This window comes from Providencia sp. PROV080 (assembly GCF_033688105.1).
In the GTDB taxonomy this organism is placed as follows: domain Bacteria; phylum Pseudomonadota; class Gammaproteobacteria; order Enterobacterales; family Enterobacteriaceae; genus Providencia; species Providencia zhejiangensis.
In genome coordinates, this window is the sequence record NZ_CP096346.1 from 3844118 (window position 1) to 3861007 (window position 16890).

Genomic DNA, 16890 nt, shown 5'->3' on the forward strand with positions numbered 1-16890 from the left:
TTAATTAGGTGCGGCTTGCAGAGGGTTTGCTAGGAAATATTGGCGCAAACCTTGATGAATTGCTTCAGCAACTTGCTCTTGATAAGCGTCTGATTTTAGCAATTGTTCTTCCGCACTATTACTAATGAACCCTGTTTCAACCAAAATTGAAGGAATATCCGGCGAACGCAGTACGCCTAAACTGGCATGCTCAGGGCTACGTTTATGAATATTGCCAACTTTTCTGAGTTGTTTAATCACTTGGACGGCAACGTCATACCCCACTCGCTGTGAATGACCAAATTGCAAATCAAGGACCGCTTGGCTCAAATAAGGATCAGCACCACTTAAGGCATCACCAGCTCCACCTAATAATTCAGATTGTTTTTCGCGCTGCTCAAGCCAGTTACCTAATTCACTGTTAGCACGACGATTAGAAAGAACCCATACCGATGCCCCTCTCGCACTGCTGTTTGGCGCGGAGTCAGCATGAATAGACACTAACATATTGGCGCCTTTCTTACGTGCAACATCAGAACGGCCACTCACTGAAATAAAATAATCACCGTCACGGGTCATTGCCGGCTTAAACATGGGGTCTGCCGCCAATTTAGCATACAGTTTGCGCGCCACACTCAAGGTAACATCTTTTTCACGATAACCATTTTTACCAATCGCACCGGGGTCTTTACCACCATGGCCCGCATCAATTGCAATCACCACCTGTTTAGCACCTTTTGGCATCGTTTTATTGGCTTGCACTGGTACAGGCGTTTTTTGTTGTCCCGCCGCGTTCATTTTTAACGGCTTATCCTGTGCACTATTATTGCCAACGGCCTGTACTGGTTGAGTTATGTTATTCGACGGTGCAGATGTCCCACCTTTCCCTGTCGAAAGGCTAAACACCACTTGATATTGACCAGCAACTTGTTTCAGCGACGTTTGTACCTTGGCTGCTTTTGTCAGCTCCAAAACAATACGTTTATGCCGACTATCCGGTGGCTGACTCGTGCGAACAACTTTCACTAAATCACCCGCAGGGAGTTTCATCGGTAAACCCATAATTTCGCCATTTTGTTTAATATCAATGACGAGACGCTCTGGCGAATGCAGGGGAAAATATTTGTAGTCAGGGTTACCTCCAGCAAAGGAGAGTGTGACCTGTGCATTTGATGGGCTGTTATCTACTTGAATGTTCGCTAACGTTGCTGCCTGAACAGGCCGTGCAACGAGACAGAGCGCAAAAATCATCAATAGTAATAAGTAGGAAGCAATGCGCCTATCGGTTATTTTTCTTGGTAATGCATTCGTCATGAGCAATATATCCTTAAAGAGCGGGTAGTTCTTCTAACAACGACTCCCCATTTGCAGAAAAAGCAATCAAGTGAGCCTGACGTCCTTTATCCTGATAGGTCAAATGAAGTTCCAAGTCCGCCTCAGGTAGAAAACCTTTACCTTGTTGAGGCCATTCAACTAGGCAGATCGACTCAGGGGAAAAATAGTCACGGATCCCCATAAATTCCAATTCTTCTGGGTCGGCTAAACGATAAAGATCAAAATGAAAAACTTGTCGCTCAGGGAGATCATAAGGCTCAACCAGTGTGTAAGTCGGGCTTTTCACATGACCTTGATGCCCTAATGCCTGCAAAAAACCTCGACTAAACGTTGTTTTACCCGCCCCAAGATCGCCATACAAGTTAATCACTGCACCTTGTTTGCAGGCCTGTGCAACTGCACGCCCTAGTGCCACGGTTTGCTCTTCGTTGGCAAGTTGTAATATGCGTTCTTTCATGAATTATTCAATCAGCTATAGTAAGGAAAAAACAGATCAATGTTGATATTAACGACTATATTAACTCAAGCCGATCCATTTTTCTTAAATAACATTACAGAAATATTGGCATCATGGATATTAAATTAGTCATCGAACTTAATCACACAACGAGATTAACAAGTCGATATTTTGTGAATTCACCTAGCCATGATAAAGTTCTCAAGAAATGGAGGGCGTCCAGCTTAGATGACTGAACACGGTATTTGGGGTCTCACTCAAATAAGATGCATTCACAGACAAACAGACCACCAAACGTCAATAACGCTTAGCAAGGTATAGAGCCTAGTATCACGATAAAATCTCATGGCAACACTTCTTGATCTCAACCTTCTCGCTCAAAATATCAAGCAATGGGGAGTAGAAATTGGCTTCCAGCAAGTCGGTATTTGTGACACTGACCTTTCGTTAGAAGAACCAAAATTGCAGGCATGGCTGGATAAACAGTATCATGGCGATATGGCGTGGATGGAACGCCATGGAATGATGCGAGCAAGGCCACATGAGTTACACCCTGGCACATTGCGCGTCATTAGTGTACGTATGAATTACCTTCCTGCAAAAGCCGCTTTTGCGAGCACTCTCAATGACCCTAAACTGGGGTATATTAGCCGTTATGCCTTAGGTAGAGATTATCACAAGCTACTTAAAAAACGCTTAAAAATGCTGAGTGACCGTATTTTAGCCTATTGTCGAGAACACACCTGTTCAGAAGAACTCAATTTTCGCCCTTTTGTTGATTCTGCTCCCATCTTAGAACGTCCACTCGCCGTCAAAGCCGGTTTGGGCTGGACGGGTAAACATTCGTTGATCCTCAATCGTGAAGCTGGATCCTGGTTTTTTCTCGGTGAATTGCTGGTCAACTTACCCCTTCCTATCGATCAGCCCGTTGAGGAGCAATGTGGCCGTTGTGTTGCCTGTATGACAACTTGTCCGACGGGGGCAATTGTTGAACCATACGTTGTGGATGCTCGCCGCTGTATTTCTTACCTCACAATTGAACTGGACGGCCCAATCCCAGAAGCGTTTCGCCCCCTAATGGGAAACCGTATCTACGGTTGTGATGATTGCCAATTAATTTGTCCTTGGAATCGTTTTTCTCAATTAACTGACGAAGAGGATTTCAGCCCAAGACGGGTGCTACACACACCGGAGCTTCTCGATCTCTTTAGTTGGGATGAAGCCACTTTTTTAAAAGTCACTGAAGGCTCTGCAATTCGCCGAATTGGTTACCTGAAATGGCTAAGAAACATCAGTGTGGCATTGGGAAATGCGCCTTATCAAGACAATATCGTCATCGCTTTACGTTCCCGCTTAGGCATGGGGGAAATGCTAGATGAACATGTCCAATGGGCGATACAACAACAATTGAATCGTAGAGAAGAAAACCAAGTGACTATTCAAACTTCACAACAGAAACGCCTTGTACGTGCCATATCTAAAGGTTTGCCTAGAGACGCTTAAAAATAATACGTCATTATATCCTAAATAGACAAAAGTCAACCTCGTGTGAATAAAATAAAAAATTGCTTAACTGACAATGGTTAAAGGATTTGCAAGTTATGACACCCACATTTTCAGCAATTTTTTTTATACTTTAAATTCAATAAGATAATTAATAACTCTTGGAAATTATTTTTTCAATTATGTAAAAATACTCACAGACACATCCTGTGGATAACTCTGTGTAATAAAGTATTACAGAGACTTATAAGCGACTTTGTTTCGATAATAGATTGTGGATAACTTATTCACGGCAGGAAACTAAAATAAAGCGACTTTTTGCTACTCACAACAGAAGTAAAGTTATAAAAATGTAAGATTGGAACAATAAAATTAACTAAAACGGCAAAAAATAGATCTTTTGTATACTACGCAACCAAAACTATAACATTTGAAATAATAATTTATTTCCCCAATCAGTAAGGGGTGGCTATTCTATGGCGGCAACCTAATGAATGCAAGCAGAAAAATCCCCAAGATCCTAAAAAGATCCCGAACCGTATCAAGATAGCGCCTTTCGCTTAGGCTTAAAAGAATAATCGCCATATCGTTCATGATATTCAATATCGATAAATAACGGTTTTTGCTTAGGTAAGCGATCTGTGGCTTTAAAATGAGTGTGGATGGCGTCGAAAATACAGTGAATTTTGGAGCGGGAAACGAGACTCGAACTCGCGACCCCGACCTTGGCAAGGTCGTGCTCTACCAACTGAGCTATTCCCGCATTTGGTGTGAGTACTGCAACTAAAACACTAAGAGAGATTGGAGCGGGAAACGAGACTCGAACTCGCGACCCCGACCTTGGCAAGGTCGTGCTCTACCAACTGAGCTATTCCCGCAGACCGAAAATAGTGTTTTAGCAAAACATTAAGAGAGTTTGGAGCGGGAAACGAGACTCGAACTCGCGACCCCGACCTTGGCAAGGTCGTGCTCTACCAACTGAGCTATTCCCGCAAAACTGCATCTTTTTGCTTTACCGTACAGATAAAAATCTTCATCGGTACGGGGAGCGCATTATACGAGAAATTGCACGGCAGGCAAGTCCCTTGTCACAAATTTTTCATTTTTTTGTTCGTTTGCTGATAAATTGGGCATTGTGATGATTTTATCAACGATGAAAGTAACCTTCTGATTTCAATCGGTTAACACTTTTTTACTTTTGTGTTATTCCGCATAACGCACTCAACAATAAAGCACGCTAACAGACATGTTGACAGCCATTTGATGATAAAGAGAGATGAGATAAATAGCGGTAAGCAGTTAATATCGCAAGCAACGGAGTGCCTTCAATAGGCATTCCGTTAACTCGACTTAGCAACAGAGCTTATTTATTGAGATCTGCACTCATTGTCACGAAATTACCAACACGCGCACTGGTAATTTTGTAGCTGTCCGCACCCGCCTCTTTTGCTTTCTGAGCAATCATAGCTTCGGTAGAAGCTAGCGTGTCACCCGTTGCTGTAACCGTTTGAGCTGAAGCGCCGAAAGCCACTAAAGATAACAATGAAGCTGTTGTTAATGTTTTAATCATGTTCATAATTTTTATCCTTTAATTTTATCGTTAAAATTGACTTGATAACCCTTGTTATCTGCTATGCCATTAATTTAACCTTAAGTTACCGCAAATAAAAGCAACTAAATTTGGCTTTATTTATCAATTTTTTTGAATAAAAATAGCGAGATCAGCACTTCATCCTATTAGGAAAATAAGTCATGAATACGTCAACAATAACGAGGAGTTAAAGAAGGTCAGTTACTAACATAAATAGGCCACTTATCGGTGGCCCATCTATTTTTAGTCGCCTGGTCTAATCGGCTTTATTTAATAAAAGTTTCGCGGTAATAGGCTAATTCAGCAATGGATTCACGAATATCATCTAATGCTTGATGGGTACCTTTTTTCGTAAATCCCCCCAGTATTTCCGGTTTCCAACGACGAGCTAGCTCTTTTAATGTGCTGACATCAAGGTAGCGATAATGGAAATAACTTTCTAATTCAGGCATATAGCGAAATAAAAAACGACGATCCTGACCAACACTATTACCACAAATTGGTGAAGCGCCTTTTGGCACCCACTGCTCTAAGAAAGCAATCGTCGCTAATTCAGCGTCATGTTCACTGAACGTACTGCTTTTAACACGTTCAACTAATCCACTTCCTGTATGCGTATTGACATTCCATTCGTCCATCAAATCCAATTGCGCTTGTGTTTGATGAATCGCAATGACAGGACCTTGTGCTAAAATATTAAGTTGACTGTCCGTAACAATAGTCGCGATTTCGATAATACGGTCACGCTCAGGATCGAGACCGGTCATTTCTAAATCGATCCAGATTAAATTATTCTCATTCTTTTGCATCATATACCCTAACTTGATCCGGTGGAATTCGTGTATGATAGCGCGTTTGAGGTATCGACGCGATCCACTCAATGAAGCAAACAAAAAAACTCAGCCAACAATATCAAGAGAGGTCAGGTGGCTAAGCAGAAATTGTCAAAAGGCCAGCAGCGCCGCGTGCAGGCAAATCATCAAAAAAGACTGAAAAAACAAAATGTCACTGAAATTGATGATAGTCAACTAGGAGAGGCACAAGAAGGGCTAGTTATCAGCCGGTTTGGACAACATGCTGATATTGAAGCCAATGACGGTACATTGCAGCGTTGTAACTTGCGCCGCACTATCTCGTCTCTTGTGACTGGCGACCGTGTTGTTTGGCGCCCGGCACTGAATACGCAAACAGATAACAAGGTGAACGGCATTGTCGAAGCGGTTCATGAGCGCCGCTCAGTCTTAACACGACCTGACTATTATGACGGGCTGAAACCCATTGCTGCGAATATTGACCAAATCGTGGTGGTTTCGGCAATCCTACCGGAACTTTCTCTCAATATTATTGACCGCTATTTAGTGGCTTGTGAAACCGTTGGTATTCAACCAATTATTGTTCTGAATAAAATTGACCTGTTAGACCAAGAGAACCGCGAATGGGTCAGTGAGCTGATGACGATTTATCGCGATATTGGCTACCAAGTCCTCGAGGTATCCAGTCATACCAACGAAGGAATGGAAGCGCTCACTAACTTATTAGAAGGCAAAATATCGGTCTTTGTGGGGCAGTCCGGCGTGGGTAAATCCAGTTTACTGAATGCATTATTACCACATAATGAGGAAGCTATTTTAGTAAATGAAGTGTCTGACACCTCGGGTTTGGGTCAACACACGACAACAACGGCGCGCTTGTATCACTTCCCTCATGGAGGTGACGTTATCGACTCTCCGGGCGTGCGTGAGTTTGGCTTATGGCACCTTTCAACGGAACAAGTCACCAAAGGATTTGTCGAATTTAAAGATTATTTAGGTGGCTGTAAGTTCCGAGATTGTAAACATTTGGATGATCCCGGCTGCCTACTGCGTGAAGCAACAGAAGATGGGAAAATCGCGGAATCACGCTTTGAAAATTACCACCGTATTTTAGAAAGCATGGAGCAAGTGAAACCGCGTGGTAATTTCACGGGGAAAGAGAAATAAACCGGCTTAAAACGTAAGTGTGTGCTTACATTTTTTTATGGACGCACAGGCTAAAGGTAAAGATTTTTAAGCCCATCGAAACAAAATAGCCTATTTAAAAAAGCAAAGGTACAATAACGCCTTTTTGCTAACTGGCCTTTTCGAATTTGAGGTTAACGTGCTAGATAAGATTAAAATACGTTTACAATATTTATTACCAAAACAAGGTCTTACACAACTTGCGGGCTGGTTTGCCAACAAGCAAGCTGGCTTTATCACTCAGTGGGCCATAAAACTATTTGCTAAAGCCTATAAAGTGGATATGAGTGAAGCACAAAAAAGCGAATTCACCGCTTATGCCACGTTTAATGATTTTTTTGTACGGCCATTGAAAGACGAAGTTCGCCCATTGGTTGAAGGTCAACATCAATTAGCCCAACCTGCTGATGGCGCTGTCAGCCAATTAGGCCCAATTCAAGACGGTCACATTTTCCAAGCCAAAGGTCACAATTATACGGTGGAAGCTTTACTGGCGGGTAACTATCAGTTGGCAGAAAAATTTCGTCACGGCGACTTTATTACCACTTACTTATCTCCAAGTGATTATCACCGTGTTCATATGCCTTGTGATGGTTTATTAACCGAAATGATTTATGTTCCTGGGGATCTTTTCTCTGTGAACCCACTCACTGCCGCCAATGTACCGAATTTATTTGCACGTAATGAGCGCCTGATTTGTGTGTTTAAAACCGAGATAGGTCTGATGGTACAAATTTTAGTTGGTGCAACAATTGTCGGTAGTATTGAAACCGTCTGGAGTGGCTGCGTTAATGATCAACGCCAAGGTATTATTCAGCGTTGGACTTATCCAGACCAATTAACTGAAAATGCGGTATTCCTGAAAAAAGGCGAGGAAATGGGTCGTTTCAAACTTGGCTCAACCGTTATCAACCTGTTCGAGGCTAATACAATCCGTTTCAATTCTTCACTGATCCCAGGTTATGCTACCCGTATGGGTGAGCTATTAGCTGAAACGATCACAAATGACACTTTAGCGGCGGCTACCGCTGAACAAACAGAAACTCAGTAATACTCAATTAATGATTTGAAGGAGCTCCCGACTGTGCGCTTGATTATCAGTTTTTTTTTCAGCCTGCTAATCGCCTTTTCTGCGGCTGGGGCTCCTAATACCACGCTAAATGAAGCACAGATTAAGCAGGAGCTGTCTCAACTAGATCCGAGCAAAAATCCCAAAGATGCGGAGATAGCGCAAGCTTTACAAGGCGCTCTCAACTGGATCAGTGAAGCCAATGAAGCGGATGCTAGAGCCAAGTCTTACCAAGACGCCATTGATAATTTCCCTAAAATTATTAAAGGGTTAAGGCAAGAATTACTCAATGAAAGTGATGAGCCACCGGCTATCCCTGCCAATATCAGTTTGTCTGAGCTTGAACAACAAATTATTCAAGTCAGTAGCCAACTACTTGAACAAGGAAGAAAAACTCAGCAAGAACAAGATAAAGGACGTGAGATTAGTGAGTCACTCAGTGCGCTTCCCAAGCAGTTGTCAGAGTCACGACGCTTGCTTTCTGAAGCGGCTTTTCGTTTACAATCGCTAAGTACGCCCTCGACACCATTAGCGGAAGCGCAGTCAATCCTTGCTCAAGCAGAAGTAAGTGCTCGCAAATCCGAAGTTAATGAATTGGAAATGGCACAGTTATCAGCCAATAACCGCCAAGAGATTTCCCGTGTCACATTAGAGATCAATAAAAAACGCTATAACCGGCTAGAACTTGAACTGCAAAAATTGCGTGAAGTGCAAAACACGTTACGTCAGCAAAAAGCCGTATTAGCCCTTGAGCATACTGAAATGCTGGCTGAGCAAGGCGAGCTGACCCCTTTTCTAAAAGAACAAATTGATATTAATCGCAAATTGTCACAAGAGCTAACTGACCAAGCGGTTCGCATGAACAATATCAGTACTAGCCAAGCAGAAATTTCCTCGGGTATCCAAGATGCACGCCAAGCACTCACCACTATTCGTGAACAAGCACAATGGCTTGATGGTTCAAGTACGTTAGGAGAAGCCTTACGCACTCAGCTATCACGCCTACCTGAGATCCCTAAAAGCCAACAGCTTAACCGTGATATGGCTGACTTACGTGTGCAAAGGCTAAACTATGAAGACATGCTTGATCGGCTATCCAAGCTGGATACTGCCACACAAGAAACTGAAAATAATTTAAGCCCAGCACAAGCACAAGTTTATTCATCGCTGATCAAAACGCGTAAAGAGCTGCTCACGGCACTGATTTCAGGCTTTGATACTGAAATGCTTGAGCTAACGAAATTAAACGTAGCCACTAGCCAGCTCACCGATGCATTGAAAGATGTAAAAGATGCCTCACACCGTTATCTGTTTTGGGTCGCTGACGCACCGCCAGTAACGCTCCACTATCCTGTCTTACTGATCACTGATATTACCCAGTTGCTCTCTTTAGACACCTTATCGCAACTGACCGGTGCCTTAAAGGTGATGCTGACGACCCAAGATACTTTTTTGTATCTGCTCGGCTCAATCATTTTAGTTATCTTCAGTATTAGCACTCGTAAGCATTATCAGGATTTTCTTGATCGCGCTAGCTTACGTATTGGTAAAGTCACCCAAGACCATTTTTACCTCACTGTACGAACCATTTTTTGGTCTATCATTGTGGCGCTACCACTCCCGATGATGTGGTCCGCCATTGGCTACGGGTTACAAAGTGCATGGCAATACCCGATGGCGGCGGCGATAGGTTATGGCGTCAGCGCGACGACGCCGGTGCTATGGCTGTTTATGATCAGTGAAACCTTCTCTCGCCCCACAGGGTTATTTATTGCACACTTCGGCTGGGATAAAGATGCCGTAAAACGTGCGATGCGTTACTATCGCCTCGCTATTTTCGTTATTGTCCCCTTGATGATGGCGCTGATTACTTTTGAGTATTACAGTGACAGAGAATTCGCCTCAACCATTGGTCGCTTCTGTTTCTTGTTACTATGCTTTGCATTGAGTTTAATGACCAATAACTTGCGTCGCACACACGTTCCACTCTACCTTGATAGACATGGCTCAGGCGATAATCTCATCAACAAGGCATTATGGTGGATGCTACTCGGTGCACCAGTCGTCGCTGCCTTTTTCTCTCTGTTAGGGTATTTTTCAACTTCTCAAGCCCTACTCGGTCGTTTAGAAACCTCGGTTGCCATCTGGTTTGTGTTATTAATTATCTATCATACTATCCGCCGTTGGATGTCAATTCAGCGTCGTAAACTCGCCTTTGAACGCGCCAAACAGCGTCGTGCAGACATCTTAGCCCAGCGGGCAAAAGGAGAGGATGACTCACAACAGCCAAACGCCAGTGGAGAAGGTAGTATTGATATTGATGAGCAAGTGATTGACCTTGATGCGATCAGCGCACAATCCGTCGGCTTAGTACGTTCGATACTTACGATGATTGCCTTAGTCTCTCTGATTTGGCTATGGTCTGAGCTGCACACTGCATTTTCGTTCCTTGAAAATATTCGCTTGTGGGATGTCACCTCTACCATTAATGGTGTTGATACTGTGCAACCAATCACGATGGGATCGATTTTTATCGCCATCTTGATCATCATTGTCACCACGCAATTAGTCAGAAATTTACCTGCATTGCTTGAGTTAGCGGTGTTACAGCATTTAGATTTAACCCCTGGCACGGGTTATGCCATAACCACACTGACGAAGTACTCACTCACTATCATAGGCACCATTGTTGGTTTCTCTATGTTGGGGATCGATTGGTCGAAATTACAGTGGTTAGTCGCCGCCATGGGGGTTGGGTTAGGCTTTGGTTTACAAGAGATCTTTGCCAATATCATTTCCGGTCTAATGATCTTGTTTGAAAAACCTATCCGAATTGGTGATACCGTCACCATACGCAATTTAACGGGTAGTATTACTAAGATTAACACCCGTGCGACCACCCTGACTGATTGGGATAGAAAAGAAATTATTGTGCCCAATAAGGCCTTTATTACAGAGCAGTTTATCAACTGGTCTCTCTCTGACACCATCACACGTATTGTTATGACTATCCCTGCTCCTGCGGATGCAGACAGCCAGCAAGTCACCTCCATCATTCTCAGCGCGGCTGAACGTTCGAGCATGATATTGGATAACCCGAATCCTGAAGTTTATTTGGTCGATTTACAACAGGGTATTCAGATTTTCGAATTACGCGTCTATGCTGGCGAAATGGGGCACCGCTTACCAGCACGGCACGAAATCCATCAAAATATATTGGCGGCATTTGCAGAACAAGGAATTACCTTGCCATTCCCTCCATTCCAAGCACGCGTGGATATACGTGATAATGCATTACAAAGTGCAACGAATAATCTTGCAGGTCGCAATCCTCCACGTAAATCAGGAGAGCTATAACCGCAGAACTTAATGGTCAATAACTTAGGTTATTGACCATGATACTAATTTTTAAGGTAGTGAAATGAAAGCACCTATTGATCCACAAGATGAGCAGGTTTTATTACGAGTCACTCAATTTGATAAAGTTGGCTCGATCCTCTTTTTCCTGATCCCATTGATTATCTTGTTAGTCGTCGGAAAATCATTTGCCGTCTATATACTCTATTTATGGCAAGCGCTTTCCCTACTCTATATTGTGGCTTATCGCATGTTGGTGAGTAAATTATCAACCAAAGCGTTACAGTTAAATGTACGTAGAGGCTGGGGATATAATCGGTTTTATCGTATGAGTTGGGCCTATCTCGTGCTATCGATCATTATCATGGTGGGATATCGGATCATATCCCACTGAGTTTACTGTTCGTCAGCTCGCCTTAGATCCATAGGATTGAATATAATTCTCAGCGAGTTGCTGTGCTTGTTTTAAGTCATTTTCATTTAATTGCTCGGCAATTTTATTTTGCAATTTCTGGCTCTCTTTATTACCACTATAAACTGCGGTTGCCAGCCAAGCATAAGCCTGTTGCAGGTTTTTCTTGACGCCTTTCCCTTCTGAATACATGACACCTAAACGATCTTGCGCTTTTGCATCACGCTGTTTAGCTGCTTTACGGAACCAAAACACGGCTTTTTCATTATCCTGATCAACACCGCTACCAATTGAATACATTTGGCCGATGTGGAATTGCGCAATGACATTGCCACCTTGCGCTGCTTTCCTAAACCAATAAGCTGCTTTTTCGAGATCTTGTGCGACACCAAGCCCTTGTGCATACATCATCGCCATGTTGGTTTCTGCACGGGTGTCATTTTGTTTAGCGGCTTGTTGATACCAAAGCATCGCCTTATCGTAGTCTCGACGCACACCGAAACCATTCACATACATCGTACCTAATTGGAATTGTGCATCAGAATTACCTCGGTCACCTGCTTTAATAAACCATTCCGCTGCAATTTTTGAGTCCTGAGAAACGCCATTGCCTTTAAAATAGCGCTGACCAAGAAGGTATTGCGCTGTTGGATCACCTTTTTGTGCTAACTGCGTAATTTGCTCTATGGTCTGTTGAGGAGGTGCCGATTTTGTCGACGGCGTGGCAAGTAACAGTGAACTATAGCAAACAGAACCTAATAAGAGCGCTAACGCAATTTTTTTCATCCTAAACAACCCTCAACAGTGCAAAATACCGACTGAGAAAACAGTGTGATCCATTATTATCGGCAGGCTGCGGTTTGACTATAGCCTAAACTCACAGCCGACTCGTCATAGTTTAATGCGACTTTCATACAGAAAGAATAGGAAAATTGAGTTTATTACTGATTTAGCACATTTTTTACTTTTATTATAGAAACTGAGGTATTTCCTGACCAAGTCAAATAAAAACAGACTGTTCTCTAAAAAAATAAGACAGAATTATTTATAGTGCGCATCAATGAGTATGGTTTAACCTCACCCATTCAGTAAGACAGTATTAAGCGATGTATCTCTACCCGTCCCCTTATTTTATGCAACCGCTATTGCAATAACGCATTTATTTTCTGCGTGATTATTCCATGAATCGTATTGAATGACTGACTATGGCCACGGGCTGTTGCAATAGCGTGACCCAGCTTTCCGTACTCACAACACTTCCTTCTTTTATTTTTCTCAAATAAAAATAAAATCTATTTTTATGTTTTTATATAAATCCGATTTAATAAAGGAATATTTATCCGTGATGCTATTGACTATGTTAACGCCAATATCGAGTATAAATAATTAGAGGCAGTATAATTTGCCTCTAATTTGGAATAATCTCTTTTTCGTGTTGTCAGTTAACCAACAGGATGAGTGAGATACAGTTTTCTCAGGTAGTTTGCTACCGCATCATCTGCATTAGAGCCAATAATTTCAAGTTGTGGTAATTCATCTTTGAGCATTTGATGAGCATTTTCCATAATGCAGCCTTTACCTGATAAGGTCAGCATTTCTTTATCGTTCATCCCATCACCAAAGGCGATACAATCATGAACTTGATAGCCCTGCAACGCTGCAACTTGTTGCAACGCTTCACCTTTAGAGACCACTCCAGCCATCACTTCAAGGCAACTACGTAATGAAAATGTCACATTGACGCGGTCTTGCCAACGCTCACGGATCCGATTTTGTAAATCGACTAACAGGTCGTGATCTTCACTCGTGTAATAGACTTTACACACGTCAGAAGTATCAAAGTTATCGCGCTCAAATAAGGTATATTGAAACACGGATTCTTTGAAAAACTCTTTTTGTTCAGGGCTTTCGCGGTTAATAAACCAGTCATCACCACTGTAATAGTTAGTCACAAGATCAGGATTATCGAAGTCCATCAAGCACAATTCATGTGCAATGTCAGGATCAACATTATGTTTAAAAATCAGTTCGCCCTTTGTATTGTGAACTCGAGCACCATTGGAGGTGATCATATAAGCATCAATACCTAAACCATCTCTAATTTGTGCAACATCCACATGATGACGGCCCGTTGCAAACACAAAATGGATATCTTGTGTTTCGACTAACTGTTTCAACGTTTCCTTGGTAAAAGAGGTTAAATCATGATTGGGAGATAAAAGCGTACCATCCAAATCAGAAGCAACAACAGGATATTTCATAAATCATTCCTAACTAATACTGCTCAAAAAAATCACAGATTGCATTAAGTGCCATCGCTCTTAGTGCATCCACTTCAAACAGGATTTCATGGTGTGCCCCTTCTATCACGAGAGGTAATTTTTCTTCTCTTCCTGTTTGTGCTTTTTGCCGACTTTGACAAAAAGCCTGTAGCTCTCGATTGCTGACCACTTTATCTTCACTTGCTTCTAGTAGCATCAGTGGTACATCAATTTCTCCCGCTCTTGCAATCAACTCATCACCAATTGCAAAACTTTCTTTTAGCCAATGATAAGTTGGCCCTCCAAGACGCAAGTCAGGATAGTCGGCATAATAACGCAAATAACGCCGATAGCGCTCTTGACTGTGTGTCAGGACGTTAATCATATAAGGTAATGGCTGCCATTTACCCGTCGATACCGCATACTCATTACGCACACTTTGGTGTAATTCTGCCCTATCAACAATAAAGCTGGCTAGCCAATGTGGTATAGGTAAATTAATCCCAATCATAGGCGCACAAAGCGCAGCCGCATCAAAAGTCACCTTATCTCGCAATAAGTAGCCTCCTAGGATCGCTCCTCCCATCGAGTGGGCTAAGGCATAACATTTGAGATAATGCCGACATTGCACTTCAAGTTCAATAAACTTTGCAAAATCATCGATATAATCAGTGAACTTTTCAACGTGCCCTTTTTGTGGATCGGCAAGCATACGTCCTGATCGTCCCTGCCCTCGATGATCCACAATAAAGACATCAAAGCCAAGATGATAAAAGTCATAAGCAACTTCAGGATATTTCACATAGCTTTCACTACGCCCTGGAGAGATCACAATGGCTTTACTGTGCTGAGAATTGATAAAACGAACGTAACGGATAGGCACATCATCTACCCCCAAAAATTCAGCTTCCTCTCGCTGTATCCAGAAATCCAAAAGAGGCCCGTTGGTAAACGCAGCAAATTGAGCTTCTCGATTTAACCAGCTCTCTTTTAGCTTCTCAGGGGTCATTATATTTATCCTTTCGTCATTCGTAACCTTCAAGATGATCCCGAATCAATGTCATAAAGGCATCACCAAAGCGTTCTAGCTTCCGTTCTCCCACGCCGTTGATCAACAACAATTCTGAGGAAGACGTAGGGCAGTGCTCTGCCATTTCAATCAGTGTTGCATCATTAAAAACCACAAATGGGGGGATATTTTCTTCATCGGCTATAGATTTACGTAATTTGCGTAGCTTAGCAAATAACTTCTTATCATAGTTGCCCCGATAAACTTTGTTTTGCTGATTACGGCTTTTTGTTACCAAAACGCGAGGAACGGCTAATTGCAGTGATGATTCACCGCGTAAAATCGGCCTAGCTGCTTCAGTAAGTTGTAATGCGGAGAAATGAGTAATATTTTGTGTGATCATGCCAAGGTGAATTAATTGGCGGATCACACTCACCCAATGCTCATGGCTTTGCTCTTTTCCGATACCGTAAACAGGTAATTGGTCATGGCCTAATTCCCGAATACGCTGATTATTCGCCCCACGTAATACTTCGACAATATAGCCGATACCAAAACGTTGACCAACACGATAAATGCACGAGAGCGCTTTTTGTGCATCGACTAAACCATCATACTGTTTTGGAGGGTCTAAACAGATATCACAATTCCCACACGGTGACTGCCTATTTTCGCCAAAATAATTGAGTAGTACCAATCGACGACAAGTTTGTGCTTCGGCAAATGCGGCTATCGCATTTAGTTTATGCCGTTCAATATCTTGTTGCAGACCCGCGGGTTTTTCTTCGAGACAGCGGCGTAGCCATGCCATATCAGCGGGATCATAAAAAAGGATTGCTTCCGCCTCAACCCCATCACGTCCGGCACGTCCAGTCTCTTGGTAATAGGCTTCAATATTGCGAGGAATATCAAAATGTGCAACAAAACGCACATTCGACTTGTTGATCCCCATACCAAATGCCACTGTTGCCACAACAATTTGCAAGTTGTCTTTTAAAAAAGTATCCTGAACCCACTCGCGTTGCTGGCTATCTAATCCCGCGTGATACGCTGCAACACTTAGCCCCCGTTTTTGTAAGCGTTCGGCGGTTTCTTCCACTTTACTACGGCTATTACAATAAACGATACCAGCCTTGCCTTTCTGGGCTTTAATAAAAAACCAAAGTTGCTCCAGTGGCTTATACTTTTCTACTAAGGTATAGCGAATATTCGGTCTATCAAAGCTACTGATTTGTATCAACGGGTCATGTAAATCGAGCAAGCGAACAATATCTGCTCGTGTTGTTTCATCTGCCGTTGCTGTTAATGCCATCACTGGCACATCGGGAAAATGTTGTCTCAATTGGCCAAGGGCACGATATTCAGGACGGAAATCATGGCCCCATTGTGAAATACAATGAGCCTCATCGACGGCCAATAGACTTATATTCCAATTAGCCAGTTGGTTTAGAAAGTAGTCAGTCAGTAATCTTTCAGGGGCGATATACAGTAATTTCAAAACACCTTGCGCGCACAGATCCATGACCTCACGCTGTTCTTGGGCGGTCTGAGAAGAATTTAAACAAGCCGCACTAATGCCATGAAGTCGTAATTGATCGACCTGATCTTTCATTAATGAAATTAAGGGGGAAACCACCAGCGTCACCCCCTCCTTGACTAGAGCAGGCACTTGATAGCACAGAGACTTACCGCCCCCTGTTGGCATGAGTACTAAGCAGTCACGATGGTCAAAAATTGCTCGAATAACGGCTTCCTGCCCAGGGCGGAAAGACTGATAACCGAAAGTACTGTTGAGTATACTTTCAGCAAGTGAAAACTGGGAGATCACTTCTGCAGTAGACACGCGGATCCTCAAATTACAAACTGATAGCTGCCCGTCAGAGAGCAGCGTCTAAATAGTGGGTTAGTGCCCGAAGCCTT

General features: G+C 42.8%; 13 protein-coding genes and 3 tRNA genes. 5 read left to right on the forward strand and 11 right to left on the reverse strand.

The window, feature by feature from the left end; translation table 11 throughout:
- Window positions 1-1293 (reverse strand): N-acetylmuramoyl-L-alanine amidase AmiB, encoded by a 1293-nt coding sequence (amiB, locus tag M1F03_RS17315; protein ID WP_154623467.1) that lies wholly within the window; start codon window positions 1291-1293, stop codon window positions 1-3.
- A 13-nt stretch (window positions 1294-1306) separates the two neighbouring features.
- A complete protein-coding gene (gene tsaE, locus M1F03_RS17320) occupies window positions 1307-1771 on the reverse strand; it encodes a tRNA (adenosine(37)-N6)-threonylcarbamoyltransferase complex ATPase subunit type 1 TsaE (protein WP_154623468.1) in 465 nt (154 codons plus the stop codon).
- Window positions 1772-2116: 345 nt separating this feature from the next.
- On the opposite strand from tsaE, the gene queG reads away from it, so the two are divergent.
- The gene (gene queG / locus M1F03_RS17325; protein ID WP_251464760.1) at window positions 2117-3274 is read left to right on the forward strand and encodes a tRNA epoxyqueuosine(34) reductase QueG; all 1158 of its coding nucleotides are present in this window, start codon (window positions 2117-2119) and stop codon (window positions 3272-3274) included.
- 687 nt (window positions 3275-3961) lie between these two features.
- Here queG and M1F03_RS17330 read toward each other — a convergent pair.
- The 5 genes from M1F03_RS17330 to orn form a co-directional block, all read right to left on the reverse strand.
- A tRNA-Gly gene (locus tag M1F03_RS17330) sits at window positions 3962-4037 on the reverse strand.
- A gap of 39 nt (window positions 4038-4076) precedes the next feature.
- Window positions 4077-4152 (reverse strand) — tRNA-Gly (locus M1F03_RS17335).
- A gap of 39 nt (window positions 4153-4191) precedes the next feature.
- Window positions 4192-4267 (reverse strand) — tRNA-Gly (locus M1F03_RS17340).
- Between the two features lie 370 nt (window positions 4268-4637).
- Entirely contained in the window at window positions 4638-4850 is a 213-nt protein-coding gene (locus tag M1F03_RS17345) for a DUF1471 domain-containing protein (protein WP_154624508.1), read from the reverse strand.
- Window positions 4851-5131: 281 nt separating this feature from the next.
- Window positions 5132-5674, reverse strand: a complete 543-nt coding sequence (gene orn, locus M1F03_RS17350; protein WP_154624509.1) for an oligoribonuclease — start codon at window positions 5672-5674, stop codon at window positions 5132-5134.
- 117 nt (window positions 5675-5791) lie between these two features.
- Here orn and rsgA point away from each other — a divergent pair, with 117 nt between their 5' ends.
- The 4 genes from rsgA to M1F03_RS17370 all read left to right on the forward strand — a co-directional run bounded on the left by rsgA (window position 5792) and on the right by M1F03_RS17370 (window position 11682).
- Complete coding sequence (gene rsgA / locus M1F03_RS17355) at window positions 5792-6844, forward strand: small ribosomal subunit biogenesis GTPase RsgA (protein ID WP_163863233.1); 1053 nt, start codon at window positions 5792-5794, stop codon at window positions 6842-6844.
- A gap of 157 nt (window positions 6845-7001) precedes the next feature.
- The gene (gene asd / locus M1F03_RS17360) at window positions 7002-7913 is read left to right on the forward strand and encodes an archaetidylserine decarboxylase (RefSeq protein WP_251464762.1); all 912 of its coding nucleotides are present in this window, start codon (window positions 7002-7004) and stop codon (window positions 7911-7913) included.
- A gap of 33 nt (window positions 7914-7946) precedes the next feature.
- Window positions 7947-11288 carry a miniconductance mechanosensitive channel MscM gene (gene mscM, locus M1F03_RS17365; RefSeq protein WP_163863237.1) on the forward strand — a complete coding sequence of 1114 codons (3342 nt, stop codon included), beginning with the start codon at window positions 7947-7949 and terminating at the stop codon, window positions 11286-11288.
- A gap of 64 nt (window positions 11289-11352) precedes the next feature.
- A complete protein-coding gene (locus M1F03_RS17370) occupies window positions 11353-11682 on the forward strand; it encodes a hypothetical protein (protein ID WP_154624512.1) in 330 nt (109 codons plus the stop codon).
- A 12-nt stretch (window positions 11683-11694) separates the two neighbouring features.
- Here M1F03_RS17370 and M1F03_RS17375 read toward each other — a convergent pair whose 3' ends face one another.
- The 4 genes from M1F03_RS17375 to recQ all read right to left on the reverse strand — a co-directional run bounded on the left by M1F03_RS17375 (window position 11695) and on the right by recQ (window position 16813).
- Window positions 11695-12486, reverse strand: coding sequence for a tetratricopeptide repeat protein (locus tag M1F03_RS17375; protein WP_154624513.1), 792 nt, complete (start codon window positions 12484-12486; stop codon window positions 11695-11697).
- 656 nt (window positions 12487-13142) lie between these two features.
- Complete coding sequence (yigL, locus tag M1F03_RS17380) at window positions 13143-13961, reverse strand: sugar/pyridoxal phosphate phosphatase YigL (RefSeq protein WP_154624514.1); 819 nt, start codon at window positions 13959-13961, stop codon at window positions 13143-13145.
- A gap of 13 nt (window positions 13962-13974) precedes the next feature.
- Window positions 13975-14970, reverse strand: coding sequence for a lysophospholipase L2 (gene pldB, locus M1F03_RS17385; protein WP_154624515.1), 996 nt, complete (start codon window positions 14968-14970; stop codon window positions 13975-13977).
- Between the two features lie 16 nt (window positions 14971-14986).
- Complete coding sequence (recQ, locus tag M1F03_RS17390) at window positions 14987-16813, reverse strand: ATP-dependent DNA helicase RecQ (RefSeq protein WP_251464763.1); 1827 nt, start codon at window positions 16811-16813, stop codon at window positions 14987-14989.
- Between the last annotated feature and the right edge of the window lie 77 nt (window positions 16814-16890).